Source organism: Psychrobacter sp. Ps3 (assembly GCF_022129275.1).
In the GTDB taxonomy this organism is placed as follows: domain Bacteria; phylum Pseudomonadota; class Gammaproteobacteria; order Pseudomonadales; family Moraxellaceae; genus Psychrobacter; species Psychrobacter submarinus.
The window spans coordinates 30,688-56,926 of the sequence record NZ_JADQAL010000006.1 but is presented as its reverse complement, the minus strand read 5'-3'; the positions used below and the strand labels follow the sequence as shown (position 1 = coordinate 56,926).

Annotated in this window: 18 protein-coding genes and 1 tRNA gene; 9 read left to right on the top strand and 10 right to left on the bottom strand. The window is 44.9% G+C overall.

All coding sequences use genetic code 11. The features are described 5' to 3' along the window. Positions 1-236: 236 nt before the first annotated feature. Positions 237-2,621, bottom strand: a complete 2,385-nt coding sequence (gene ppsA / locus I3248_RS03325; RefSeq protein WP_238062551.1) for a phosphoenolpyruvate synthase — start codon at positions 2,619-2,621, stop codon at positions 237-239. Between the two features lie 542 nt (positions 2,622-3,163). Here ppsA and I3248_RS03320 point away from each other — a divergent pair. Together I3248_RS03320 and sthA are read left to right on the top strand one after the other, a co-directional pair. Beyond that, positions 3,164-4,003: a pyruvate, water dikinase regulatory protein gene (locus I3248_RS03320; RefSeq protein ID WP_201556942.1), complete on the top strand. Its 840-nt coding sequence runs from the start codon at positions 3,164-3,166 to the stop codon at positions 4,001-4,003. Positions 4,004-4,469: 466 nt separating this feature from the next. Continuing rightward, positions 4,470-6,119, top strand: coding sequence for a Si-specific NAD(P)(+) transhydrogenase (sthA, locus tag I3248_RS03315; RefSeq protein WP_238062550.1), 1,650 nt, complete (start codon positions 4,470-4,472; stop codon positions 6,117-6,119). Positions 6,120-6,474: 355 nt separating this feature from the next. Here the strand turns inward: sthA and I3248_RS03310 are convergent, their stop codons facing one another. The 5 genes from I3248_RS03310 to I3248_RS03290 all read right to left on the bottom strand — a co-directional run bounded on the left by I3248_RS03310 (position 6,475) and on the right by I3248_RS03290 (position 12,953). Continuing rightward, entirely contained in the window at positions 6,475-7,722 is a 1,248-nt protein-coding gene (locus I3248_RS03310; RefSeq protein ID WP_238062549.1) for an ABC transporter permease, read from the bottom strand. Then, positions 7,722-9,005 (bottom strand): ABC transporter permease, encoded by a 1,284-nt coding sequence (locus I3248_RS03305; RefSeq protein WP_238062548.1) that lies wholly within the window; start codon positions 9,003-9,005, stop codon positions 7,722-7,724. The genes I3248_RS03310 and I3248_RS03305 overlap by 1 nt, the downstream gene beginning before the upstream one ends. 12 nt (positions 9,006-9,017) lie before the next feature. Continuing rightward, complete coding sequence (locus tag I3248_RS03300) at positions 9,018-10,187, bottom strand: HlyD family efflux transporter periplasmic adaptor subunit (RefSeq protein ID WP_238062547.1); 1,170 nt, start codon at positions 10,185-10,187, stop codon at positions 9,018-9,020. Positions 10,188-10,327: 140 nt separating this feature from the next. Then, positions 10,328-11,194: a YihY/virulence factor BrkB family protein gene (locus I3248_RS03295; protein ID WP_238062546.1), complete on the bottom strand. Its 867-nt coding sequence runs from the start codon at positions 11,192-11,194 to the stop codon at positions 10,328-10,330. A 100-nt stretch (positions 11,195-11,294) separates the two neighbouring features. Continuing rightward, complete coding sequence (locus tag I3248_RS03290) at positions 11,295-12,953, bottom strand: TolC family protein (RefSeq protein WP_238062545.1); 1,659 nt, start codon at positions 12,951-12,953, stop codon at positions 11,295-11,297. Positions 12,954-13,169: 216 nt separating this feature from the next. Between I3248_RS03290 and glpK the strand changes: the two genes are divergently transcribed. The 7 genes from glpK (at position 13,170) to I3248_RS03255 (ending at position 21,432) form a co-directional block, all read left to right on the top strand. Beyond that, positions 13,170-14,756 (top strand): glycerol kinase GlpK, encoded by a 1,587-nt coding sequence (glpK, locus tag I3248_RS03285; protein WP_238062544.1) that lies wholly within the window; start codon positions 13,170-13,172, stop codon positions 14,754-14,756. 499 nt (positions 14,757-15,255) lie between these two features. Beyond that, entirely contained in the window at positions 15,256-15,807 is a 552-nt protein-coding gene (locus tag I3248_RS03280; RefSeq protein ID WP_238062578.1) for a hypothetical protein, read from the top strand. A 516-nt stretch (positions 15,808-16,323) separates the two neighbouring features. Then, positions 16,324-17,346: an endonuclease/exonuclease/phosphatase family protein gene (locus tag I3248_RS03275; protein WP_238062543.1), complete on the top strand. Its 1,023-nt coding sequence runs from the start codon at positions 16,324-16,326 to the stop codon at positions 17,344-17,346. Positions 17,347-17,559: 213 nt separating this feature from the next. Further along, positions 17,560-18,252 (top strand): TetR/AcrR family transcriptional regulator, encoded by a 693-nt coding sequence (locus tag I3248_RS03270; protein WP_025645546.1) that lies wholly within the window; start codon positions 17,560-17,562, stop codon positions 18,250-18,252. 211 nt (positions 18,253-18,463) lie between these two features. Beyond that, positions 18,464-18,877: an alternative ribosome rescue aminoacyl-tRNA hydrolase ArfB gene (gene arfB / locus I3248_RS03265; RefSeq protein WP_238062542.1), complete on the top strand. Its 414-nt coding sequence runs from the start codon at positions 18,464-18,466 to the stop codon at positions 18,875-18,877. An 83-nt stretch (positions 18,878-18,960) separates the two neighbouring features. Further along, positions 18,961-19,608, top strand: coding sequence for a glutathione S-transferase (locus I3248_RS03260; protein ID WP_238062541.1), 648 nt, complete (start codon positions 18,961-18,963; stop codon positions 19,606-19,608). A 141-nt stretch (positions 19,609-19,749) separates the two neighbouring features. Further along, positions 19,750-21,432, top strand: coding sequence for an NAD-dependent malic enzyme (locus I3248_RS03255; protein WP_238062540.1), 1,683 nt, complete (start codon positions 19,750-19,752; stop codon positions 21,430-21,432). 156 nt (positions 21,433-21,588) lie between these two features. Here the strand turns inward: I3248_RS03255 and I3248_RS03250 are convergent. From I3248_RS03250 to I3248_RS03235, 4 genes are all read right to left on the bottom strand, one after another. Beyond that, positions 21,589-21,665, bottom strand: a tRNA-Ile gene (locus I3248_RS03250). An 81-nt stretch (positions 21,666-21,746) separates the two neighbouring features. Then, positions 21,747-22,538 (bottom strand): pteridine reductase, encoded by a 792-nt coding sequence (locus I3248_RS03245; RefSeq protein ID WP_238062539.1) that lies wholly within the window; start codon positions 22,536-22,538, stop codon positions 21,747-21,749. Positions 22,539-22,541: 3 nt separating this feature from the next. Beyond that, entirely contained in the window at positions 22,542-23,717 is a 1,176-nt protein-coding gene (locus I3248_RS03240; RefSeq protein WP_238062538.1) for a tRNA nucleotidyltransferase, read from the bottom strand. Positions 23,718-23,857: 140 nt separating this feature from the next. Next, the gene (locus I3248_RS03235; RefSeq protein WP_238062537.1) at positions 23,858-26,179 is read right to left on the bottom strand and encodes an NADP-dependent malic enzyme; all 2,322 of its coding nucleotides are present in this window, start codon (positions 26,177-26,179) and stop codon (positions 23,858-23,860) included. Between the last annotated feature and the right edge of the window lie 60 nt (positions 26,180-26,239).

Below are 26,239 nucleotides of genomic sequence, written 5' to 3'. Positions count from 1 at the left end.
ATATCTTAATTCGCTGATGATAAGTTTTTGCTTTTATAAATCAATTTATTGGGTCAAAGTGACTTATAACAAGGTTAGTATTTCACTATAGGGTAAATACAGTTTAGGGTTTGCTCGCTATTTCATCAAAACTAATGATGAATAGCAAGCAAACCCTAATAATAGTGACTAGTTACGATCTTTAATAGCAGCTGTATTATGCTTAACGCTACCTAAAGCTCATATCTCCTAGGTAACTATTTAGCCTCTTCACCAGCTAGGAAGAACCAAGTATCAAGTACTGAATCAGGGTTCAATGATACTGAGCTGATACCTTGTTCCATGAGCCAAAACGCTAGATCTGGATGGTCTGATGGACCTTGACCACAGATGCCGACATATTTGTTTTGCTTACGGCAGGCATCAATTGCCATCTTTAATAGTTTTTTCACGGCAGGATCACGTTCATCAAACAGATGTGAGACGATACCTGAGTCGCGATCTAGACCTAGCGTCAACTGAGTCAAATCGTTTGAACCGATAGAGAAGCCATCAAAATGCTCTAAGAACTCATCTGCTAGTAAGGCGTTGGTCGGCAGCTCGCACATCATAATGACGCGTAGACCGTTCTCGCCGCGCTTTAGGCCATTTTTCTCTAATAGCTCAATGACTTGCGCCGCTTCATCAACAGTACGCACGAAAGGAATCATAATCTCGACGTTGGTCAGACCCATCTCGTCACGTACGCGTTTGAGCGCTTTACACTCAAGCTCGAAGCAGTCACGGAAGTTGTCAGAGACATAACGGCTCGCGCCGCGGAAACCAAGCATTGGGTTCTCTTCTGATGGCTCGTACAATTTACCACCTAAAAGATTGGCATATTCGTTCGATTTAAAATCTGACATCCGTACGATAACCGGCTGATCCATAAAGGCAACGGCTAGCGTTGAGATACCCTCGACCAGCTTATCGACATAAAAATCAACAGGTGAAGCATAGCCTGAGATACGCTCATTGATCGCTTGTGAGATCTCACGTGGCAGGCTGTTCATGTTAAGTAGTGCTTTTGGATGCACGCCAATCATCCGGTTGATGATGAACTCTAAACGCGCAAGACCGATACCTTCGTTAGGCATTTGGGTAAAGGAGAAGGCGCGATCAGGGTTACCAACGTTCATCATCACTTTGAACGCCAGCTCTGGCATAGACTCAATCGAGTTGGTTTGGATATCAAAATCAAGCTGACCTTCATAGATAAAGCCGGTGTCGCCTTCAGCACAAGAGGCGGTGACGTCTTGACCATCAACCAATAGCTCGGTGGCGTTACCACAACCAACGATAGCGGGTACGCCAAGCTCGCGCGCAATGATAGCGGCATGACAAGTACGGCCACCGCGGTTAGTAATAATAGCAGAAGCGCGCTTCATGACCGGCTCCCAATCAGGATCGGTCATATCAGAGACTAAGATATCGCCGTCTTCGACTTTATCCATCTCGTTTAGGTTACTGACAACGCGGACTTTACCGGCGCCGATACGCTGGCCGATTGAGCGACCTTCACATAATACTTTGGCATCACCAGTATTGATGACGTAACGCTCCATGACGTTGCTATCTTGACGGCTCTTGACCGTTTCAGGACGCGCTTGCACAATAAAGATCTGGCCGCTATCGCCATCTTTAGCCCATTCGATATCCATCGCTTGACCATAGTGCTGCTCAATAGTCATCGCTTGCTTGGCAAGAGAGGTCAGCTCTTCAGTAGATAAAGAGAACTGCATACGCTCTTCTTTTTCGACATCAACGACTTTGACTGATTTAGCGGTGCTACCTTCATCACCATAAATCATCTTTTTGTGCTTGCTACCTAAGTTGCGGCGGATGACAGAGGGTTTGCCATCGTTAAGTAGACGCTTAGATAAATAGAACTCGTCAGGGTTGACCGCGCCTTGTACGACCATCTCACCGAGGCCATAGCTTGAAGTGATAAATACCACTTGATCAAAGCCGCTTTCGGTATCTAGAGTGAACATCACGCCCGCTGCACCTGTCTCTGAGCGCACCATACGCTGAACGGCTGCAGATAAAGCGACGCCTTCGTGCTCAAAGCCTTTGTGTACACGATAAGAGATCGCGCGATCATTGTATAGTGAGGCAAACACTTCTTTAATAGCGATAAGAACGTTATCAATACCGCGAATATTTAGATAAGTCTCTTGTTGACCGGCAAATGAAGCATCTGGCAAATCTTCTGCAGTCGCAGAAGAGCGTACCGCAACCGCGATGTCTTCGCCGCCACTCATCACTTCAAACGATTTACGCACCTCAGCTTCAAGATCTGCTGGCAGCTCTTGTTCGACAATCCAATTACGGATTTTTTTACCCGTAGCAGCAAGCTTATTGACGTCATTAACGTCTAAGGTTTTCAGCTCGCTGTTGATCTTGTCAAGCAGACCTGTTTCGTTCAAAAAACGGTTAAAAGCATTTGAGGTGGTGGCAAAGCCGCCAGGAACGCTAACACCTAAATCTGATAAGTGGCTAATCATCTCGCCAAGAGAGGCGTTCTTACCACCGACCATCTCAATATCGTCTTTTCCTAACTGATCAAGATTGATTACAAGTGCTGTAGATTGCGCTGCCATGATAACTCCAAAAAATAAGGTTATTTAGTAAGGATTATAAAGGTGGATTATACGCCTATATTTTGCGAATTTCGAGAGGATAAGGTAAAAACTTTGAAAAAAGATACAAAATTTAGAGTTTTTTACGTCTTTGTAGCTCAGCGGCTACTGTAATAGCAACGAGATGTATTATCAGTAACCTACATGTAGTGAGAATATTGCTAAAACTTAATAGCAAATCACAACAAAAATAGCAAAGTAAATCGCTAAGACAAAACAGAGTAGGGGATAGTCTCTACTTTAAAGGCACTGGTACATTTTGCCCTCAACATCGATTCCTATTCAGGTGCTATTATGAGTATAATGTAAGGCATTACTATTAAATAACTCACTTAGGTTTAGCAAGCCACCAGTCACCATCAGAAAATAGAGCGATTAAATAGAGTGGCTAAAAAATAGTTGCTTCTCATTAATAAACACTTCATAGAGCTTTAAGGTTGTCCGTTATGTATTTTAATAATCCATCTGAACCAGATAAACCAACTATTCAGAACCGGCATGCTATGAGCTTAGATAACTCGCAAACGATTAGAAGTGCGTTTTTTATCTCTGATGGTACGGCGATTACCGCTGAAACTTTGGGGCGCTCGATTCTAAGTCAGTTTGCTTCTGTGCCTTTTGAAACACATGTTCTGCCTTATGTCGATAGTATCGAGCGTGCTGAGGATGCGGTGGCCCGGATCAATATGGCGTATCAGCGCGACGGCTTATTACCGCTGGTGTTCGATACTATCGTCAGCCCTGAGATTCGCGAAACAGTGAATTCTGCCAAAAGCTGTAATCTAGATATGTACGAGGGTTTGATTGGCCGTATCGCTGAAGAGATGGGTGTTGAGCCGGATGGTCACTCAGGCCACGCGCATGATAATGTTGATTCTGAGACTTACAAAGAGCGTATCGATGCGGTGCACTTTGCCTTGGATAATGATGATGGCGCGCGTACCCGTCACTATAATATGGCGGATATTATTCTTATTGGAGTTTCGCGCTCAGGAAAAACGCCAACGTCGCTTTATTTAGCCTTACAATTCGGCATTCGGGCGGCCAACTATCCGCTGACTGAAGATGATCTGTACGACAATCAATTACCAAAATCCTTGCGCGAGCATAAGGACAAGCTGTTTGGGCTAGTGATTAATACCGATAGGCTAGTAAAAATTCGCCAAGAGCGCCGCGCCGGTAGCCGATATTCTAGCTATCAACAAGTGCAGCAAGAGCAGCGCGCGATACAAGGCATTTATATCTCTCAAGGTATCCCGAACTTGGATGTCTCTGAGATGTCTGTTGAAGAGATTGCGACTCGCATACTGCAAATGACAGGTCTCAAGCGTCGCATTGGTTAGCAAAAGGCATATCTATGAGTCAATAGTATGAGTTCCGTAATCCAAGCCTGACTATACTAGGGCGTGTTGAACATTCGACCATGGCACTGACAGCGACTATTTTTTAGGCGATTCGATGTTAAAAATAATAAGTTTAGTCATTCTAAGCGCTTATTTTTAACGATGAAGCGGCAAAAAAGAGTCCTGTCCCTGCGGGCTGATGCTAAAATTGCCCCATACTGCGTTACAAATCTCGTTAAGGCATCTGCATTATCGTCGCTTTGTGCCTTGTCTGGAACAATTTTAGCGATCAGCAGTGCCTATTTGCGAATGTTCAACACGCCCTAATAAGAGATACTGCTAATAAGAGATATTGCTCATTAAGGACATTGCAAAATTAGGACTCATCGAGTACGGTGGGCATCCTCAAAAGTCATAAGATAAAGTATAAATATTAAAAACCACATAAACTAATAAAGAGGTTACGATGGCCAGCAAGAATAAAGGTGATGACACCAATGACACCGGTTTAGATACTAGCACCGAAGTCTCAAATAAAGATAGCGGCAGCGCGCCAAATACAGCGCCTGAGAAAACCACAGACGCCAGTAAAAAAGAAAAAATCGAACAAACACATGATCAAGTGAATGATGACATCATGCATCATCCGGACTTGGTCAATCCGCTAGATGATACGCGTATCGATATCAAATCAGAATTTACCAAAGACTCACAGCGTATCAAAAGCGATAAGCATGAATTTGAATATGATGCTGTGGTCTTAGGGGCGGGTCCTGCTGGCGAGGCGGCGGCAATGAAGCTAACAAAATCTGGCAAAAAGGTCGCGGTTATTGACCCGCGGGAGCAAGTTGGCGGCAACTCGACGCACGTCGGCACCATTCCGAGTAAGGCACTGCGTCAATCGGTTTTTAACCTCATTAACTTTCGCCGCGATCCTATGTTTACCAAAGCGCTAGAGTATGAGCGCGTACCGCTCAATAAAGTACTAGCCAACGCGCGCCGCGTGATACGCGACCAAGTCAGTACGCACAAGCGTTTTTATGAGCGTAATCAGATCGACGTCATTCAAGGCTGGGCAAGTTTCGTCGATAAGCACACCTTAAAGGTTGAAACTGATGAAAATATCTTTGAAACCGTCACCTTTAATAAAGCCATTATCACCGTAGGCAGTCGTCCTTATCGACCTGAGATCTTAGACTTCGATCATCCGCGCGTTTTTGACTCTGATAAAATTCTACAGATGGATTATGTGGTCAGAAAGATCATCATCTACGGCGCGGGGGTTATTGGCTGTGAGTATGCCTCTATCTTTACGGGACTTGGCTATAAAGTCGACTTGATTAATAACCAAGGCAAGCTACTGAACTATCTCGATAGTGAGATTAGTGATGCGCTAGCGCATGACTTTAGACAGTTTGGCGTGCTCATTCGTAACAATGAAGAGATCGATCATCTAGAGACGCATGACGATCATGTCGTTCTTCATCTAAAGAGTGGTAAAAAAATCAAGTCTGATGCGATTCTTTGGTCAAACGGGCGCTCTGGTAATACCGAAGGTCTTAATCTAGAGGCAATCGGTCTAGAAGCCAATAGCCGCGGTCAGCTCAAAGTTGATGATCATTATCGTACCGAAGTGGATAACATTTATGCTGCTGGCGACGTGATAGGTTGGCCTTCGCTAGCCTCGGCCGCTTATGACCAGGGGCGCTGTGCAGCCGCCTTTATGGTTGGTGATAGCGATGCCGAACCCGTCTCAAGCGTGCCAACAGGAATTTATACGATTCCTGAGATATCGAGTATCGGTAAGACTGAGCAGGAGCTCACTGATGAGCGAGTGCCTTATGAAGTCGGTCAAGCCTTCTTTAAGCATCTGGCGCGCGCGCAAATCATTGGTGAGCGTACCGGCGTTCTTAAGATTTTATTCCACCGTGAGACGTTGGAGATATTAGGGATTCATTGCTACGGCAATCACGCCTCAGAGATTATTCATATTGGGCAGGCGGTAATGAAATGTCATGCTACGCTTGAGTATTTTGTGAATACCACCTTTAACTACCCAACGATGGCAGAAGCTTATCGCGTGGCGGCGCTCAATGGTCTTAATCGCGTGTTTTAAATATTGAATGACAATTAGGGCGTGTTGAACATTCAAATATTAGGACTGCTGATAGATAAAATCGCACCAAACTAGGCGTAAACCGACGATAATGTCGAGGCCTTAGCTAGGTTTACAACACCGTTTGGGGTGATTTTAGCATCAGCCCTTTGGGGCGGGGCTCTTTTTTGCCAATACATGGTGAAATTGTCTATCCTAGAATGACTAGCATTCGAAAATTTCACTGCGTATTGCCTGAAAAATAGCCGCCGCCAGTGCCACATTTGAATGTTCAACACGCCCTAGCTATTGAAAGTAAAAAAGCGTCTGTCTATTTTGCAGGCGCTTTTTTTTGCATCGTTTTAATTGAAGCGGACTATATCTTATAAACCGCACTATCTTTTTGTGCCACTCGCCGCCGAAGCAGTAATAAGACTATAAAATAAAAGACCCATAAGCCAAGCAAAGCATAAAAACCAGTCGCTACTTGCGCGATGCTAGCGCCCATTTGGTTAAGCTGTACCGAAGTATTGATAGCAGGGGTCGTTGGCACAAGCCAGCGCACGATTTGCAAAACCTCTGGTAGCTGATTGGCCGGCCACGGGTAACCGCTTATAAAAAATACCGGTAATGAGCTAAAAATCAAAACCTGCATACTGCGCTCGCGTTGACGCAGCCATAAGCCAAACACACAGCCAAGCGTCGCTACCGTCGGACAATATATCAGGAGAAACAATAGACTACCGAGCATGTTTTTGCCGCGCGGGTAGTTATGCAGCTCAAACGCCCAGCCATAATAAAAGCAGCCAACCACAAAGCTCAGCATACTAAGGGCTGCAATACGTCCTAGCCAGCCAGCAATACTAGTAGTATGGCGACGCATCTCAAACCAAGTACCTACGAGCATCGCGGCCGCTATCAGTAAGGTCTGCTGCAATATAATAATAGACACCGCTGGCACGACATAAGCGCCGTAGCCTTCGGTCTGATTATATAAAGGCGCAATCTGTAACGGTACCGCCTGAGTGTTTTGCGAGGCAGTCGGCATATATGCCCCTTGTGCTACGCTTTTTTTCACCTCAATTCCTGCCGAGACGGTGCTGACCGCTTGCAAAAAACCGGTTTGTACGTTTTTATTTAATAAAAAATAACCGCCGTTACCCAGTACGCTAACACTAGCAGCTTTGCCTGCCATCACTTGCTGTTCAAGTCCGGCTGGGATAATCATAAATCCTGCTATCTCATCGCTCCAGATGGCTTCTTTAGCTTGCTGCTCATCCACGAAGTTTACGGTGTTCAACTGCGGGCTAGCACTAGCATAGCGGCTGATCGTACGAGATAAATCGCTACGATCATAATCAACAATGCCGACAGGGACGTTATTGACGACTTCTGAAGAGTAGGGCCAAGGATAAAAGAAGCCATAGATAATTGGCGCAATGATGAGCATCAAAAGCACGCCTTGATCTTTAAAGACATCGACAAGGGTCTGCTTAAAGTTTGCCCAAAAAGTATCGGCTATCTCCGTATCAGCAACAGTAACAGCGATTGACGCAGCATCTTTCTTTAAGGCTTCTGAATCTATAGGCGCTTTTTTACTTTGCTCAAAAGATGGTTTTGTCATCAGCGGGCTCCCCAGCGCTCAGGATGCGCTAAAGCACGCTTAGCACAGACTACTGAAAGCAGCATTGATATAAGCACCGCTAACAGTAGACCGTAGATGATCGGTTCTGATATCGCTACCGGAGCATGCATCTGTATTTGTGCAATCTGCAGCTGTAGATAATGGGTCAAAGGTAAGGCGTCTGCCCAATGTTTGGCGCTATCGGTAATAGCGATATAAGGGTAAGTCACCCCAGCAAAAGCGTAAGAGGGCACTGAGATAAAACCCGTCGCTGATAAGCCCATACGCAAAGAAAACGAGGCTAAAGTAAAAAAAGCGCCCAACCAAAACGATAAAAACATCAAAGTTATAAAAGCTAGGTAAGTAAGCGCTATAGAATCAAAGCTTAGATCCTCTCGCATGGTCGCAAGCCATAAGGCGAGTGCCGCCCATAAACAATACGCCAGTAGCGGCCAAAAGTACTTACCAAGTAAACCGAAAAACAGCACGAGCAGACTAGGTTTAGTGGTGGGAATATAAGTTGCCTTATTCGCTAAATTAGCCTGAGCAATTGTATGAGCTTCAGGAGAATTGTCAGTACTTAAGTTAGGACGCCCAGTATCAATAAAGCGATACCAACGACCAAGCTGCTTATCGCGTAGCTCGCGACCGATAGTAGTGGCGCCAACGACCATCGCTAAGATGTGTAATAACGCAGGAATCACCGTTGAGCCCAAAAACTGCTGATAGTTAGTCACGGTATTAAATAGGCTAGTACGCTGAATACTGATAGGCGAGTAGTTGATGGCAGCCTCAGAGGGTGCCATGCCTTGCTTGACTAAACGTTGAATCTCAACGCCAGCCGATAGCGTGGCGGTAACGGCTTGGACGCTGGTCTGAATGATGCCAGAGTGCGTGCCGTATTGTGCATTGACTTGTAGTAGTACCGGCGCAGGTTTTCTGGCTAAAATGTTAGTCGAAAAATCATCTGGAATCACCACGACGCCGTAGATATCGCGTTGCAAGATAGCGGCTTCAGCGCTAGCAGCCGAGCTATAAAGACTGGCAACCTCAAGGTTGGGATGCGCGTCCAAATAGCGAGTTAAGGTATTAGCCACAGGACCATTATCTTCATCAATCACGCCAATCGGTAGATCAGTGATTTGCGTCTGTGAAAAAATCCACCAGACTAACAAAATCGTCGCTAGAGGAATCCACAAAATCATCGCCAGATCCCAAGGGTTTTTTTGTAAAAACCGCCGCTCATAACTAGCACTGCGTACAAACGCTTGTATCAGACGCATGATTCGTGACTCTTAGTTTTGGGAAGGGTTTGCTGCAGTCGTTGTTTGCGGATCGATATCTACTAACACACTCATGCCTGAACGAATGCGCGCATCAGCGGTATTTGGCCGAGCCTTTATCTCAAAAGTGCGCACATCAAAGCCGTCATCATTATTAGTCGGTCGCCAAGTGGCAAAATCCGATAAGCTAGAGGAAGCATAGACAGTGAAGGTCTTAGTATAAGAGCGATTGGATGCAGATAAAGCCGGAATGGTACCGGTAAACTGTTGCCCGATGGCGAACCGATTCAGATGATCTTCGGTTACGTTAAGGACCACCCATTGGTCATCGGTATTGACTAAAGTCAGTATGGGTACGCCTTGACCGATGACCTCACCATTACTGACGATGACATTATCTACCACCCCAGCGATAGGGCTTTTTAGGTTGGCTTCTTCTTTGGCGACCAACGCCTCTTCAAGCTTAGCTTCGACCTGCGCCACTTGCGCATTAGCGGCTGACTTATCTTCACTACGCGTGCCTTCTAACGCCAGATTATATTGCAAACGCGCAGCTTCAGTTTGATCTTGAGTGGCAAGATACTTAGCATAAGCTTCATCGCGCTTCTGCCGCGCCATTAGACCTTCTTGATAAAGACGGTTGACCCGCTCATAGGTGTTGGCGGCTAAGTCTGAGGCGGCTTTATTGGCTTGCCAAGCGGCCTTTGCCTGCGCGATCTCTTGCGGGCGAGCGCCATTTTCCGCTTTATCTAACTGGCTTTGTGCGGCATCGAGACCTGCTCGTGCTTGGTTGACCTTGGCATTGATCTCTGGCGAGTCCATCTCAATGAGCTGCTGTCCGGTCTCGACCTTATCGCCTTCGGTGACTAATATCTGGGCGATACGTCCAGGCACTTTGGCCGCGATAGAGGTCTGCTTCATTTGCATCTGACCTTGCAAAGTAATACTCTCAGGCGCGCTTGACTGACTGCTTTTGTATAGGCCATAAGCGATAACTGCCAGTACTATTAATAGCACGAGTGCAAAGACAGCTTTTTTTATGTTTGCAGCCTTGTCTGCTGATTTTTTATGTGGATAGGGCGCCGTCGTTTTCTCTAGTTCCTCAGCATTATCAGAGGGGTTGTTATCATGAACCGGATCTAATGTATTGACATCATCAGCGTCGTTATGAGAGTTAGTCATGATATAACGTTCCTAAAGCAAGTGAGTAAGAAGTGAAAAATGAGTATAAAAGCTAAGAAAATGAATGTTAATATAGGTCGAATGCCTTAGCAGTGTCATAACGCGCTTCGATCCATAATCGTTTTTACACAATCCATTGGTTATGGGTAGACACGAATAGCATAAGGTTTAGAGTCTTCTATGCTCTCATAATTATAAATAGCGCCAAAGGCGATAATAAAGGCTGAATAATAAAGCCAAAGCATAATAACTACCGCCGCTGATAAAGCTCCAAACTCAGCGCTATAGTTATTAAAGTTTTGTACATAGATCGAAAAAAGCACCGACAATAACATCCACAGTACCGTAGCAACAGCAGCCCCTGGCATTAGATTTTTGAGCGCTATAGCATCACGATTCGGCGCGAGACGATAGAGACCCAATAGGCTGACAAATATGATAATAGCCAATACCGGCCAACGGCTCCAAAGCGCGATAGTCTTAGCGATTTGTGGAAAAGGAAAGTTGTTCGCAAGCAGTGGAATAAGCGCAATTGAGGAGATCGCTACGATCAACACCACTAATGCAGCAAAGGTTAAACCCAATGCTCGAATGGTTTTTTGTATAAAGCCGCGCTCTTGGGTGATACCAAAAGCAAGATTAATCAAAATGATTAAGGACTTGATCCCTTTAGAGCCGGCATAAAGTGCTAACACACTAGATAGTAGAAGGCTGAAGGTCAAGCGTGTGCTGGTATTAGAGACTAACTGACTAAGGCGGGCGTTAAGCACATCATAAACGGATGGCGGTATAAATTGGCGCAAAAAATTGATCTGCTCTTGCATCTCAGCCGGCGAAAAAATAAGACCGTACAGCAGTACAAATACCGCCATTACTGGAAAGATAGATAAAAACCCAAAAAATCCTACGCTAGCACAATGCGCCCAAACGTTAGAATTATTGGCATCGCCCCACGTCTTTAATAGCTGCGTTGGTAGCTTTTTAATTTTAGTAGTTGGATTATTCATAGCATTATTATTCGTAGTAGGGGGTTTAATAGCATAAGAGTCAAATAGTATAAGTACTCACAGGCAGTAAATAAGGTTACAAGTTTTATTAGTTTTGACGTTATTGAGTATATAAAGTCGGTAACCTGATATCAGCAGCGTTAAGATACGTATTAAAAGCAAGCGGCGTACCACAGCTTTGCATCAAACTGGCCAATGCTTGTACATAATCATTGGCTGCTTGCGCTTGTTCGGTACGCGCTTTGAGCGCTTGAGTCTGTGCTTGTACCACATCGATGGTGGTGTTTACACCTTCTTGCAGTCCTAAACGGCGTAGACGCAGTACCTCTTGGGCCAGATCGACATTGCTCTGTAGTGCTTGATACCGAGCTTGAGCGTTATTGACATCATTCCAGTTCTTTTCGACCAATAATAAAAGATTGTCGCTGACCTCAATCTCAGATAAATCGGCTTGACGGATGCGCGCATCGCTAGCAGCTAACGATGCGGTTTTATCCAGCCCGCCCCACAGCTTCCAACTGGCAGACACCCCTGCAATCCAGCTCGGGTCTTTTTCAACTTGACTAAAACCATAGAGTAGTACGGTTGGCTTATAGCCTGTGTCTGATAACGCTCGAAGCTGCTGCGCTTGCGCGCGCTTTGCCGCCACTTTTTGTAGTCCTGGATGGTTGGTAAGCGCTAAGTTCTGATAGTAGCTGACATCGCTCAAAGGCTTACTTGAGACAAACAGCGGGGTCGTCGGTTTGATACGGTAATCAGTGCGCAATAAACGCTGCAGCGCAATCATTGCTAGACGAGCATCGTTGTTGGCTTTGATAGACTCGCTTTTTGCATCGGCAAGCGCGGATTGGGCTTGCAGACGATCGACCCGCGAAATAAAACCTTCTTCGAATAAGCGCTGCGCAGTATGGTCGGTTTGTTGCAGGGTATCATAAGCATCTTCACGTAAGTAAGCGGCAATAATCGCCAATTGCGCCTTAAAGTAGCGCTCAATAAGGGTATTATATAGCTCGTTTTTGTCTAATATACTATCAGCGACCGCTTCTTGCGTACGCGCATTAGAAGCTCCGGTTAGCGCTGCAGTGCGCCCAGCGGTATACACCGGCCACGCCACGCCAAGACCTGCCCCTGTCGTGGAGCCTGAACGGTTAAAATCATCAGAGTCTGGAATACGCTCACCGATGATCTCACCAAAATTAGGCAAGTCTGGTACCGGCGGAATAGGCGGCGCTACATTACTTAGGCCTGGGCTGTTAAAGTCATTGCCCACATTATTGACGCCATCAATGACTCGATTTCTAAGCGAGGATAAGTCGATATCTTCTTGTACCTTATAGGCATTGGCGGATAACTGCGCGAACACAAACGGCCGATCTACTGTCGCAAGGGCGTCTGTCTGATATTCGCTAGCGGCGATAGCAGCTTGATTTGCAGCGAGTTTCGGCGACACTTGAAATAAGGTATTCTGTGCTTGCTCTAAGCTCAAAAAGCTAGATACCTCTAACGGGTAGCTGTTGGCAACACTTTTATGGGTAATAGGGTCAATGAGGGTGTCTAGAGTTGCGCTCGCTGCTAGTGGCTCTGCGGCAAGGTAGCTAGTATTATTTATAGCAGTACTTACAGAAGTAGCGCTATCTACAATTTGCGTAGTTGCCTGAGAAGTGGCAGGCGTATAACTATCCGCTAAAGCCTGACCGGAAGCGCCAGAGAGCATCAAAGTGATTATCATAGAAGGTAGAGACAATAACGCAAATTTCATAATAGAGGTAAACCACTTATCAAGATGTCGTGCTGAATTTAGGGCATTATAGCCCTGTTAGGGTTGATACACCAGTTTTAGGTTTAGACTAAGCGTTGTTATAGGGTTTATAAAGTTGCAAGGATTATAAAGTGACAACGGCTATAAAAATGCGCAATTGTAAATAATGCTATAGTCGATAGTATAGAAAATAATGATAACTTTAAGGAGTAGGGAATGGCAGGGTATATTTTAGCTTTGGATCAAGGCACGACTTCTAGCCGCGCCATTATATACGATGACCAAGCCAATACTGTCAAAATAGTGCAGAAGCCGACTCAGCTTATCACCCCGAAAGCCGGTTTTGTCGAGCAGGATGCTCAGCAGATATGGCAGACACAAATCAGCTGTGCTCATGATGCTATTAACCAAGCGGGGTTATTAGCGACAGATATCACCAGTATCGCCATTACCAATCAGCGCGAGTCCATTGTGATTTGGGATAAAACCACAGGCAAGCCGCTTGCCCCAGCGATCATTTGGCAAGATAGGCGTACCGCTAGCTACTGTGAGACGCTAGCCAAAAAAACCGTCTCGCATCAGCGCAGCGTCGCCCAAGAGATACGTAGCGTCACAGGCTTACGCTTAGACCCTTACTTTAGTGCCAGTAAAATCGCTTGGTTATTAGAAAACAACCCAGATATTAAGGCGCGCATCGATGCCAACAAAACCGAAGAGCTGGCGATTGGTACTATTGACAGCTGGCTTATCTATCAGTTGACCGGTGGTGAGCACGTCATCGATGTGACCAATGCATCTCGCACCTTACTATACGATATTAATAAACTGGCATGGTCGAGTGAGCTGTGCACGCGCTTTGATATACCTATGTCGATACTGCCAAAAGTCCTACCTTCTGATGGCGACTTTGGCAAGACCAAAAAAGGCTTATTTGCCAAACAGATCGCTATTCAGGCGGTATTAGGCGATCAGCAAGCGGCTTTATTTGGTCAAGGCTGCCTTGAGCCTGGCATGGCAAAAAACACTTATGGTACCGGCTGTTTTATGCTGATGAATATAGGCGAGACCCCTAAGCTCAGCGAGCAGCAACTGCTCACCACCATTGCTTGGCAAAAGACCGCTGTGCAAAGCCGCGCTGAGCAACTCACCTTTGGTCAAATGGTAGAGTCGGGTCGGCGGCTATTACAAATTCCAAAAAAACAAACCACTTACGCGTTAGAGGGTAGTGTCTTTATGGCAGGCGCTATCGTGCAGTGGCTACGAGATAATCTTGGCATGATTAGTGAAAGTGGTGAGGTCGAGCGCTTGGCTCAGCAAGTCGATAGCAGCGAAGAGGTGGTACTATTGCCAGCATTCACCGGTCTTGGTGCACCGTATTGGCGCTCAGATGTCAGTGCTAGCATCACTGGTATGAGTCGCGGCACTACTAAGGCCCATATCGCCCGCGCAGCATTAGAAGCTATCGCTTATCAGACTTATGATGTATTGATTGCTATGCAAAAAGACAGCCCTCATCCTTTGACTGAATTGCGGGTTGATGGCGGCGCCGCTAATAATGATTTGTTAATGCAGTTTCAAGCTGACTTGCTTGGTGTACCGGTACTACGTCCCATGGATACGGAGATTACCGCTAAAGGTGCGGCGCTACTAGCGGGACTAAAATCTGGACTATATGATGATAATACGATGATAGAGTCTTGGAAAGTGGAGCGTAGTTTTGAGCCAACGATGTCAGAAACAAATCGTCAAACGCATCTAGGTAAATGGCAGGATGCCATGACGCGCGCGTTGACTCAACTTTGATTTTTTGATGACAGTTTTATAAAGGTTTTATTGATAGATACTCAAAAGGCTATTAAACGGTGCAAACCTGCTGGCAGGATACATGCTGTAACGTAAGCTAATATTGGCGTTGACATAGCTTACATATCCGGTGTAGCTCCTACCACGCAGATGATTTTATACTTAAATAGTAATGAGGTTGTTTACTAAAGAGGACATGAAGTGGACTTAGCCACTTCAGTTTTCTTTGATTTAGCTTGTTCAGCGCTACATTAGTGTTGAATCAGTGCCGAAACTGAAGAAGTTAAGCTCTTATTCAACCCTCATTTGAGAACTCTAAATTTATAACAATTAATTAAAGGATTAAACGATGAATAACAATAAGACTGATAATATAATTAATAATGAGCCAAGAGTAGACGCTCAAGGTAATGTCATTGATGCTAATGACCGCATTATCACTGATGACAACATGGTTGGCGGCGATAAGCAGCGTATCATAGATGACAATGCTCGCCGTATGGCAGACCAAGAAGTGGTCGATAGAAAAGTGGTCACTAACGATCCTGATAATATTGATCGTAGTGAAGTCAAACACATGTCAAAAGAGACAAAAGACGACCTAAACGCTGACATGATCACTGGTGAGCCAGGCTCGCATCCAGTAGGTACTGGTGTTGGCGGCGTCGGCGGCGCAGCAGCTGGTGCGGCTATCGGTTCGATGGCAGGTCCACTAGGCACCCTAATCGGCGGCGCTATCGGTGCAGTCGTAGGTGGCGGTGCAGGTCATGCTTCAGCTGAAGCGATTAACCCGACTCATGAAGAAGCTTACTGGCGTGCTGAGCATGTGAATGCAAGCTATTATAAAGAGGGTCATGACTTTGACCGTGATCTACATCCTGCTTATGCAGTCGGTTATGCTAATCGCGCTAAGTATCCCGCTGATGCTCGTTTCGAAGATCACGAAAGTGACCTAAAGCGCTCTTGGGAAGAGGTCAAAGGTGAGTCGCGTATGCAGTGGGAAGAAGCGCGTCTAGCCTCACGTGATGCTTGGAACCGTGTAAGTAAATAGTTTAGTAAAGGTACTTGTACCTAATTAGCTTACTAGACAGACCAAGATAAAAGCTTCTAGAGACATTCTAGAAGCTTTTTTTGTGCATACATGCCCCTATTTTTGGCATAGAGCATACATACGTTAAGCTCTTAATAATTTGCGTTGGATCGTCATTAATTGGTTGCTTGGCTTTTATAGTTGCTCGTAAAAAGGATGCATCAAAACCGTAAATAATCATACAACATGCCTGAGCTATATTTGCGAATGAGAGTTGCAAAGACGGTCCTTAAAAGTATTGTAATATCGTTTAGTAATAAAGCAAACATACTTTTTGAACACGTGTTCAACACTAAGGTGAGCGACTTATGCTATGTTAAGACAGTTTAACGGTCAAGTTTAGTTTACCTTGTGAAAACTACAGCGCCTAGACAAGTGGCATAGCTGATACGTTTTATCATACATTCATCTATTAGGCTGCTCACATCTTCACTGTTTATACTCTTTTTTATACATAATAAAAATAATAGGTTGTTTATGAGTCAAGATACCGCCGGTAATAATAGTTTTTATATTGCCACTGCTAATTTACTTAATTTTGCCAATCCCAGTCGTATCTTTTATGAAAACGCACCAGCTTATACCAATAAGGCTTACGAGCATAAATTGAACGGACTAAGTAGCCTACTATCCAACGCTCATGCTGATATCATCGCTGTGCAAGAAGCTTGGGACAGCAGGGCAGTTGAGTCGTTGGCAGTGTCATTAGGGTTTGAGGCTAAGGATGTCATTATTCCTTTAGCCAGTAATGAGCAATCAAACCCCTATACGCAAGGCCAAGGAGCCACAGGGACGCCAGCGGTAGGTATTATTAGCCGCTTTGAGGCGATAGAGACAAGCTTGCTAGAAACCGTTGTCGATGAAGCGACAATTGATATTCCAGACATTGGCCCTTATCGTCAGTTTAAACGTCCGCCATTGTTGGTTAGAGTCGAGGCTTATGGTCAGCCTATTACGATTATCACCGCTCATCTAAAAAGTAAACGTGCTTTTTTCTTACGTGATGATGATGGCAATTTGTTAGAGGATATGGATGACCCTAACATTCGGGTTCGCGCCAAACTGCGTAGTCTGTGTATGCGCGCGGCGGAAGCAGCATCTATAAGAATGACGATTATAGAGCGCTTAAAGCATACGCGAGAGCCTTTGATACTGCTTGGCGACATGAATGATGTCACTGGCAGCGTGACTACCCAGTTGATGACAGAGACAGGGGAGGTAAATTATGATAAAAGTATGCGCGATGTATCATTATTCGATGCAGCTCGCGTGCAAGCACGCTATGGTTGGATGAAGGATGTGGCATATACTCATATCTATCAGGGTATGCCAGAGGTTATCGATCAATTATTTGTCTCAGAAGAGTTTTTGCCCGAGAGTAAATTCGCTCTCGGTCACGTCGAGCGAGTAGATTATTTCAACGATCACTTAAAATGGGATTATGCTGATAGAGTCACTGATCATGGTATTATACGAGCGAAAATAAACATTCATGGCTGATGCTATATCTCATTAGCTATTATATTGTGGTTTAAGACAACGCCTGATTTTGCCGACTAAAAGTTAAATGGTTGTGATGCAATACATTATTTGCTAACGATAATAATAGCTATCATATTGTCTATTATTAAAGACCATATCAGTACTTGATTTAGGGCTGATAATTTGATGAAAACAAGTTATGGCAATAAGGCTAACATTAAGAGGTTTATAATGAGTGGACAAAAAGACGACAAAATCGAAGATGTGTTAGTAGACTCAGAGCTGGCCAAAAAACTGGTACCGAATAAATTTAAGTTTACCAGTCAGCAAGGCCGTGCTCGCCGTCAAAAGTTACTGATGGGTGCTAAAAAGCTTAGCGAAACCATGCCTATCAATGATATCACCTTAGCTGCGGTATGCGAAGAAGCAGGCATCCCGCGCGCTTCTGCATATCACTTCTTTCCTAATATTGAAGCGATATTTTTGGCCTTAAGGTTCTTGAATGCGATTGATATCTTAGAGATATTAGCGACCGTTGAGACCGAAGATTATGATAGATGGCAGGGCTACCTGATTGCACTTGTCAAGCGCTGTGTTGAGATTTTTCATGATGACGAGACTAAAGCGAAGCTGATATATGACACCAACACTCCTGATTTTGAGGGGGATAGTTTTGGTGAGGATATGGATCATCAGGTCATCGAACTGGTTCACAAGCGCTTATCTGAGCGTTATGAGATGCCTGATTTTGACAACATAAAAGAGATCTTATTAGTGACTTATGGCATTATCAATGCGATATTTACCTTATCTTATCGCCGTCATGCCAGTATCACTGAGCATTATGTGCAAGAAGCGGGAACGGCGTCAATTGCTTATCTGCGCTGCTATCTTCCCGAAAACTTGCCTCGTAAAGAGGCATAAAAGCTACCGCTGAAGTCCAATGACAATAAAGCCGACTCAATGTCGGCTTTTTGCGGTTTATGCGTTAAGTGATCTCTGTAAGAACAGCATTAAAACAAAACTAGCCACATCGTCTATTGAATTTATTATTGCTAAGGCTATCATGGATAATAAACCTTCTTAGCCAAGAGAGCCAATCTAAAAACTGCAATGAGAACTATGACTGAATATTATGATTTTTATTACCAATAATATCACTTTGAACGACAATGAAGTAGAGATTAATGCTATACGCGCTCAAGGTGCAGGGGGTCAAAACGTCAATAAAGTCGCCTCTGCTATTCATCTGCGCTTCGATATCAGAGCCTCAAGCCTGAGCGATCTACACAAAACACGCCTGTTAACCAGTAAAGATGGTCGCATTAATAAAGACGGCATATTTGTGCTCAAAGCCCAGCAATATCGAACCCAAGAGCGTAATAAAATAGACGCCATCGAGCGTCTACAGGCCTTTATCAAGCAAGCCACTTATGTAAATAAAACTCGAAAAGCAACGAAACCAAGCCGTAATGCCAAACGTAAGCGAGTAGATAATAAGACTCAGCGAGGTAAAGTCAAAGCGTTAAGGGGTAAGGTTGATTACTAGCTAAGGCTTTAATTTTACTCACCACTGCTGTCGCATCCATAAACTTTAATTATAAAATTTTAATTATATTGTGAGACCCTTCTATGACCTCATTACTTCCGCGTTTATATTCGTTTCGTCGCTGTCCTTATGCGATGCGGGCGCGCCTTGCTTTATTATTTGCTGAATTACCAGTTGAGCTACGAGAGATCGTGCTAAAAAACAAACCAAGCCAAATGTTAGCGATTAGTCCGAAAGGCACAGTACCCGTCTTGCAGCTGCCTGAGGGCAGGGTAATTGAAGAAAGCCGAGACATTATGGTATGGGCGCTTGAACACAATGACAAACAAGGACTGCTCGATGCTAAGCTTATTAAGCAGGCGAATGACTTACTGGACAAAAATGATCATGAGTTTAAACACTGGCTTGATCACTACAAATATGCAGACCGTTATCCTGAGATGAGTCAGGCTGAGTATCAAGAGCGAGGCGAGGTATTCTTACAGAGTTTAGAGACTTTGCTAAATAAAAATGCTTATTTGCTAGGTGATAGCATCAGTATTGCTGATATTGGCATTATGCCTTTTGTACGCCAGTTCGCTCACGTAGACCGCGACGTTTTTTATGGCTTGCCTTACCCAAAGCTGCAAAGTTGGTTACAGGACTGGCTAGAACATCCGCTATTTAAGCAAGCTATGACTAAGTTTGATCCTTGGCAAGAAGGCGACGAGGTAATCATATTCCCTAATTAAAATAGATATATCATTCAGCCAGTTTAAAATCATATTATCAAAAATGAATTTGTCGTCTATTGCCAAGTACAAGCCAATGCTCTGTATAATGAGACAATAGAATACTCTTTAGCCATAGGCTCTTAACTAAAAGAATTTATTATGCCAAACCAACGTCCGTTATATATTCCCTTTGCAGGTCCTGCGCTATTAGAAACCCCTCTACTAAATAAGGGTAGCGCCTTTTCACCAGAAGAACGTGATAGCTTTAATTTAACCGGATTATTGCCTCATACCATCGAGACGATTGAAGAGCAATCTTTGCGCGCTTATCATCAACTTCGCTCATTCACTGACGACATGGATAAGCATATTTACTTACGCAACATTCAAGATACCAATGAGACCTTATTTCATCATTTGATTGACCAACATATTGAAGAGGTCATGCCGCTCATCTATACCCCAACGGTTGGGCAAGCTTGCGAGAAGTTTTCGCAAATTTATCGCCGAAAGCGCGGTATATTTATCTCTTATCCCGAGCGTCATAAAATCGATGATATGCTACAAAACGCCACTAAACAAAAGGTAAAGGTCATCGTAGTCACTGATGGTGAGCGTATATTGGGCTTAGGCGATCAAGGCATTGGCGGTATGGGCATTCCCATTGGTAAACTATCTTTATACACTGCGTGCGGCGGTATCAGCCCTGCTTACTGTTTACCAGTCTTATTAGATGTCGGTACCAATAATCAGCAGCTGCTTGATGACCCTATGTACATGGGCTGGAGAAATCCGCGCATCTCTGGTGAGGAATACAATGAATTTGTCGATTTATTTATTCAAGCCGTTAAGCGGCGCTGGCCAGAGGTGCTCTTACAATTTGAAGATTTTGCACAAGAAAACGCCACGCCACTATTAAATAAATATCGCGATCAATTATGCTGCTTTAATGATGATATTCAGGGTACGGCTGCGGTTTCAGTCGGTGCATTGATCGCAGCATGCTTAAACAAAGGCCAAAAACTCAGTGAGCAGAACATAGCGTTTTTGGGTGCAGGATCGGCAGGCTGCGGTATCGCCGAGCATATCATTCGCCAAATGCAGCGTGAAGGCTTAAGTGAGGCGCAGGCACGCAGACAGGTATTTATGGTGGATCGTTATGGCCTACTCACCGATAACATGACAGAGCTACAAGCATTCCAAGTACCACTGGTACAAAAAGAAGCAGATATGCAGCACTGGGACAAGAGTCAGAAACTTGGGCTTTTACAAGTGGTTAAACAAGCAAAGATAACGGTATTGTTTGGGGTTAGCGGGCAAAAAGGTCTATTTACCCAAGAGATTATTGAGTCTTTACGTGCCAACACAGAACATCCTATTGTGCTACCGCTGTCAAACCCAACGTCTCGCGTTGAAGCCACACCGCAAGAAGTGACAAACTGGAGCGACGGACGCGCAATCATTGCTACGGGTAGTCCTTTTGCCAATACCACTTATAATGGTCAGTCTTTTGAGGTGTCACAGTGTAATAATAGCTATATATTCCCAGGTATAGGCTTGGGGGTCTTGGTAGCACGGGCAACAGGGATCAGCGATAATATGCTCATGGCCGCAAGCCAGGCCCTAGCAGATATATCTATGGAATACAAAAAAGCACCCGGTGCTATATTACCGCCCATCAAAGTCATTAAAGAGATTAGTGAAAAAATAGCTCATGCTGTGGCAATGCAAGCTATTGAAGATAAGCTTGCCCTGCCAGTCACGGCAGAAAACCTACAACGTCGATTAGAAGCGAATTTTTGGTTACCTGAGTATCGTAATTATCGCCGTACTTCTTTTTAGGGCTATAAAATATAAAGAGATAAGCTGATTATTATCAAAAATAGTAGTCAGCTCATTAATGATAATTACTTATATATTATTAGCTTGGATGATAATAACTTGAGCTTTTTAAACAACAAAAACCCTTACAAGTCAATGACTGTAAGGGTTTGAATTTGGTGGGCCCAGTAGGACTTGAACCTACGACCAAAGGATTATGAGTCCTCTGCTCTAACCAACTGAGCTATGGGCCCTAACGTTAGACGCACAATGATACCTGATTTCTCTAATTTTTCAAGTAAAAGATAAGCACAATTATAACTATTTACTAAATTTTAATACTTACCACCTGCTAGGGTGAGACCGCGTCCACCATCAACGTCGATAATCTGTCCGGTGACATAGCTGGCTTGTATTAAATATAGTACGCTGTGAGCAATGTCTTCAGGTTTACCGATTCGCTGTAGAGGTATGGAGTCAACGATACTATGCTGCAGCGTAGGCTCAAGCGCTTGATCGCTATCAGTCTCAGGTAAGACATTAACCCCAGGTGCTACACCGTTGACACGTACGCTTGGTGCTAGATCAAGCGCTAGCGACTGTACCATCATCCGCTGGGCGGCCTTTGCCATATTATACACAGTGTAATCTTTAAAGGGCTTGTTGTGCGCATGAATATCGAGCAGGCTAATGATACAGCCTTGCTGAGCCTGCAAGTAGGGTAGTAGCGCTTGGCTGAGTATCAAAGGCGCTTTAGCATTAGTTAAAAACAGCTCATCCCATTGCTCATTATCGATACTAGTTATAGAGGTTATAGGAGTTGGGTAAAAGCGAGAGGCGTTGTGCACGAGTACATCAAGCTGACCAAACGCGCCGATGCTAGCTTTGACAAAAGTGTCTAAGCGGTCTTTAGCATTAATCACGGATAAGTCTGCGATTAATACTTTGGCGCTATGCGGGCGTATCTGATTGAGCTCGTCGCTGAGTTGTTGTGCCTCAGACTGGCTATTATGGCAATGGATAATAACGCGGTAGTCCTGACGATGGGCAGCTTTAACAATAGCTGCACCAATACGCTTAGCGCTGCCAGTGACGAGTATAACGGGGGCAGTGTCAAGATCTGTCATAAGCTAGGTTTGCTCATCTTGAGCTTGCAGGTGCTGGATACGAGCGCCGCGCAGAGCCGCCCCAATAGCTGGCCCTTTTAGGTCGCCTGCAATATCAGGCATACCAATAGCATGATAACTACTCAGCGCTAGCATCATTTGACGGTGATGAATGGCCAATTGTAGCACCTGACTGGTGGCTAATAATTGCGAGATCTTCTCAGGGGCTTTGTGCGCGCTACAAGCTTGAATAAGATCAATCTTTTGTGCGGCGTTCAGCTCATCTATGTTATTTAGCTGCTGCGCCTGCTCGACAAAAAGACTAGCAAATTGAGTATGCGCTTTGGGTACTTTGGCGCTTTGACCTAGGCTAGAGATGCTCTTAGAAGCTGTGGTTGCATCGTTTTTTAAATGAAATAAAGCGTCACCGAGACTCGCCATAAGCAGGGCCCAACGCTGTGAGAGGTTCAACTGCATTTGACCGGCGAAATACAAAGCGGTTTGTACGGTTTCTTTAACAGTGGTGTTTTGCCATGCTTGGCCCAGCGGTGCAAAATAGTCATTAAGCGCACCAATGTCAAATAGCGTCTGCCAGTAAATATGAGGAGAGACCTGCATAGTAGCGCGGCTAGACTCTTGCCAAACGCGCTCACAACTCAAATGCGCAAGCTCACCAGAAGTAGCCAACTTGCGCATCAATTGCAAAGTGTCACCACTGATACTAAACCCTAAGGCATGATAACGACCATAAAAACGCGCCACTCGCAGCACTCGTAGCGGGTCTTCACCAAAAGCGTCTGAGACATGGCGCAAGGTTTTTTGTTCAATGTCATATAGGCCGCCATAATAATCGATAACTTCGCCTGTGATAGGGGTGTCATCGGTTAAGCTGGTCACCTCGATTGCCATCGCATTGATGGTCAAATCGCGGCGCTGCAAGTCTTGTTGTAGCGTCACGTCAGGGCTGGCATGGACACTAAATCCTTGATAGCCGTGTCCTTGCTTGCGCTCAGTGCGGGCAAGCGCATACTCTTCGTGCGAGGTTGGGTGCAAAAATACTGGGAAGTCTGCGCCTACTTGCTGAAACCCTGCAGCTAGCATCTGCTCGACGCTACTGCCTACCACTACAAAGTCTTTGTCAGTCACAGGGCGACCAAGCAGCCCATCGCGAACCGCACCGCCTACCAAGTACACTTGCATGCTCACCTCTAAAACCTAAATTTTAACCAAAAAAAACCAGCCAACGCGCGACGTTAGCTGGTTTTATTATAGCATAGCACTTATTACTAAATGATAAGTGCTCCTAGTTATCAAAACGGCTAGTTATCAAAACGATTAGATTACTTCTGCTCTTCTTCTAAGTCCAGCGCTTCGGTGACGGCAAGTGCAGTCATATTGACAATACGGCGAGCAGTCGCTGATGGCGTTAGGATATGCACAGGCTTACTAGCACCCAATAAGATAGGACCGATGGAAGCGCTATTGGTTGCTGTTTTTAGCAAGTTAAAGGCGATATTTGCTGCATCAAGTGTTGGTAAGATGAGCAGATTGGCCGCGCCTCTAAATTCGGTAGAAGGGAAGTCTTCTATACGAATATGCTCATCAAGCGCAGCATCCCCTTGCATCTCACCATCGAAGTCAAAGTTGACATTCATTTCGGTCAATAACTGATAGACTTTGCGCATTTTTACCGCGCTTTCGCGGTTTGAGGTGCCAAAGTTTGAGTGCGATACCAAAGCGACTCTTGGGGTGATACCAAAGCGCTCAAGCTGTTCTGCGGCCAGTACCGTCATCTCGGCCAATTGTTCAGCAGTCGGGTCTTCATGGATATAAGTATCGGCAATAAAAATATTACGATCTTGCATGAGTACCGCGTTCATCGCATAAAAATCACTAACGCCTTGTTTTTTACCGATGACGTTTTGTACATATTCTAAATGCAGATGATAATGGCTAAACGTACCGCAGATCATGCCTTCGGCATCGCCATTTTCGACCAATAAAGAGCCGATAAGCGAGGTCTTACGGCGAACATCACGGCGAGCCAGCTCTATACTGACACCTTTACGTTTGTTCTTTTCGTAGTAGCCTTGCCAGTAGTCTTTATAGCGTGGATCATCATCTTGATTGACGATAGTTATGTTGACGCCGTCTTGTAGACGCAGGCCAAGCTTTTCAATATTGGCTTCGATCACAGCTGGACGACCAACAAGAATAGGCTGAGCCAATTGCTCATCGACCACAACTTGTACAGCTAATAACACGTTATTATCTTCGCCTTCACAGTAAACGATACGCTTAGGATCAGATTTGGCGCGCGCAAAGATAGGCTTCATCACAAACGCTGAGTTATAGACAAACTCAGACAAGCGTTGGCGATAGGCTTTCATATCTAAAATAGGCAGGCTAGCGACGCCTGAGTCCATTGCCGCTTGCGCCACAGCAGAAGCAATCTCAATGATTAAGTTTGGCTCGAGTGGTCCTGGGATCAAGTAATCGCGGCCAAAACGGCGCATCTTATCCGTGTTTTTGACATTACCGACAGGGGTAGCCTCAACGTGAGCCATAGCTGCAATAGCCCGAACACAAGCGACCTTCATCTCTTCGTTAACGGCGGTCGCGCCAACATCTAAGGCGCCGCGGAAGATATAAGGGAAGCACAGGGCATTATTGACTTGGTTAGGGTAGTCTGAACGACCGGTTGCCATAATCACGTCTGGACGTACGGAGTGCGCAAGCTCTGGCATAATCTCAGGCGTTGGGTTAGCAAGTGCAAAGACGATAGGGTCTTTTGCCATACGTTTGACCATATCAGGAGTCAAAATGCCAGGCATCGATAAGCCTAAGAACATATCGGCATCATCCATAACCTCTTCGATAGTCGTCGCATCTGTATCGCGGGCATAGCGCTGCTTGGACTCATCAAGATTATCACGGCTAGTAGATATAATACCGCGTGAATCAGAGACAAAAATATTGTCTTTGTTAACGCCTAGGGCACAGATAATATCTAGGCAAGAGATAGCGGCAGCACCCGCTCCTGAACAGACAATCTTAATCTCTTCGATTTTTTTATCGATCAATATTAGAGCGTTGAGTAAAGCGGCGGCCACGATAATAGAAGTACCATGCTGATCATCATGAAAGACGGGAATGTTCATACGCTCGCGCAGTTCACGCTCGATTTTGAAGCACTCTGGTGCTTTGATATCTTCAAGATTGATACCACCAAAAGTCGGCTCAAGAGACGCTACTGCTTCGATGAACTTGTCAGGATCGTTTTGCGCGATTTCGATATCAAAAACATCGATACCGGCGAATTTTTTGAATAGGACGCCTTTACCTTCCATCACAGGCTTTGAAGCTAGAGGACCGATATCGCCTAAGCCAAGTACTGCGGTACCGTTAGTGATGACACCCACTAGATTGTTACGAGCCGTATATTTAGCTGCCAGTTTTGGATCTTTTTCGATCTCAAGACAAGGTACGGCAACCCCTGGTGAATAAGCAAGCGCTAAGTCGCGTTGGTTGGCGAGCTGCTTGATAGGAGTGACTGAGATTTTACCTGGACGAGGATGCGAGTGGTAATGAAGAGCCGCTTGTTCAAACTGTTCGATTTCTGAAGCTGGGCTGTCCGTATTCAAGGAGGTATCGTCATTCATAATAATGGCCATAGTTAGGATAAAATGGTTATAGGAGATCCAGAGGGGTCATAAAAAAGG

What these genes read in the sequence shown, in the direction of transcription:
- ppsA (WP_238062551.1), bottom strand. Translation starts at nt 2,621, where the DNA reads ATGGCAGCGCAATCTACAGCACTTGTAATCAATCTTGATCAGTTAGGA.
- I3248_RS03320 (WP_201556942.1), top strand. Translation starts at nt 3,164, where the DNA reads ATGAGCTTAGATAACTCGCAAACGATTAGAAGTGCGTTTTTTATCTCT.
- sthA (WP_238062550.1), top strand. Translation starts at nt 4,470, where the DNA reads ATGGCCAGCAAGAATAAAGGTGATGACACCAATGACACCGGTTTAGAT.
- I3248_RS03310 (WP_238062549.1), bottom strand. Translation starts at nt 7,722, where the DNA reads ATGACAAAACCATCTTTTGAGCAAAGTAAAAAAGCGCCTATAGATTCA.
- I3248_RS03305 (WP_238062548.1), bottom strand. Translation starts at nt 9,005, where the DNA reads ATGCGTCTGATACAAGCGTTTGTACGCAGTGCTAGTTATGAGCGGCGG.
- I3248_RS03300 (WP_238062547.1), bottom strand. Translation starts at nt 10,187, where the DNA reads ATGACTAACTCTCATAACGACGCTGATGATGTCAATACATTAGATCCG.
- I3248_RS03295 (WP_238062546.1), bottom strand. Translation starts at nt 11,194, where the DNA reads ATGAATAATCCAACTACTAAAATTAAAAAGCTACCAACGCAGCTATTA.
- I3248_RS03290 (WP_238062545.1), bottom strand. Translation starts at nt 12,953, where the DNA reads ATGAAATTTGCGTTATTGTCTCTACCTTCTATGATAATCACTTTGATG.
- glpK (WP_238062544.1), top strand. Translation starts at nt 13,170, where the DNA reads ATGGCAGGGTATATTTTAGCTTTGGATCAAGGCACGACTTCTAGCCGC.
- I3248_RS03280 (WP_238062578.1), top strand. Translation starts at nt 15,256, where the DNA reads ATGGCAGACCAAGAAGTGGTCGATAGAAAAGTGGTCACTAACGATCCT.
- I3248_RS03275 (WP_238062543.1), top strand. Translation starts at nt 16,324, where the DNA reads ATGAGTCAAGATACCGCCGGTAATAATAGTTTTTATATTGCCACTGCT.
- I3248_RS03270 (WP_025645546.1), top strand. Translation starts at nt 17,560, where the DNA reads ATGAGTGGACAAAAAGACGACAAAATCGAAGATGTGTTAGTAGACTCA.
- arfB (WP_238062542.1), top strand. Translation starts at nt 18,464, where the DNA reads ATGATTTTTATTACCAATAATATCACTTTGAACGACAATGAAGTAGAG.
- I3248_RS03260 (WP_238062541.1), top strand. Translation starts at nt 18,961, where the DNA reads ATGACCTCATTACTTCCGCGTTTATATTCGTTTCGTCGCTGTCCTTAT.
- I3248_RS03255 (WP_238062540.1), top strand. Translation starts at nt 19,750, where the DNA reads ATGCCAAACCAACGTCCGTTATATATTCCCTTTGCAGGTCCTGCGCTA.
- I3248_RS03245 (WP_238062539.1), bottom strand. Translation starts at nt 22,538, where the DNA reads ATGACAGATCTTGACACTGCCCCCGTTATACTCGTCACTGGCAGCGCT.
- I3248_RS03240 (WP_238062538.1), bottom strand. Translation starts at nt 23,717, where the DNA reads ATGCAAGTGTACTTGGTAGGCGGTGCGGTTCGCGATGGGCTGCTTGGT.
- I3248_RS03235 (WP_238062537.1), bottom strand. Translation starts at nt 26,179, where the DNA reads ATGAATGACGATACCTCCTTGAATACGGACAGCCCAGCTTCAGAAATC.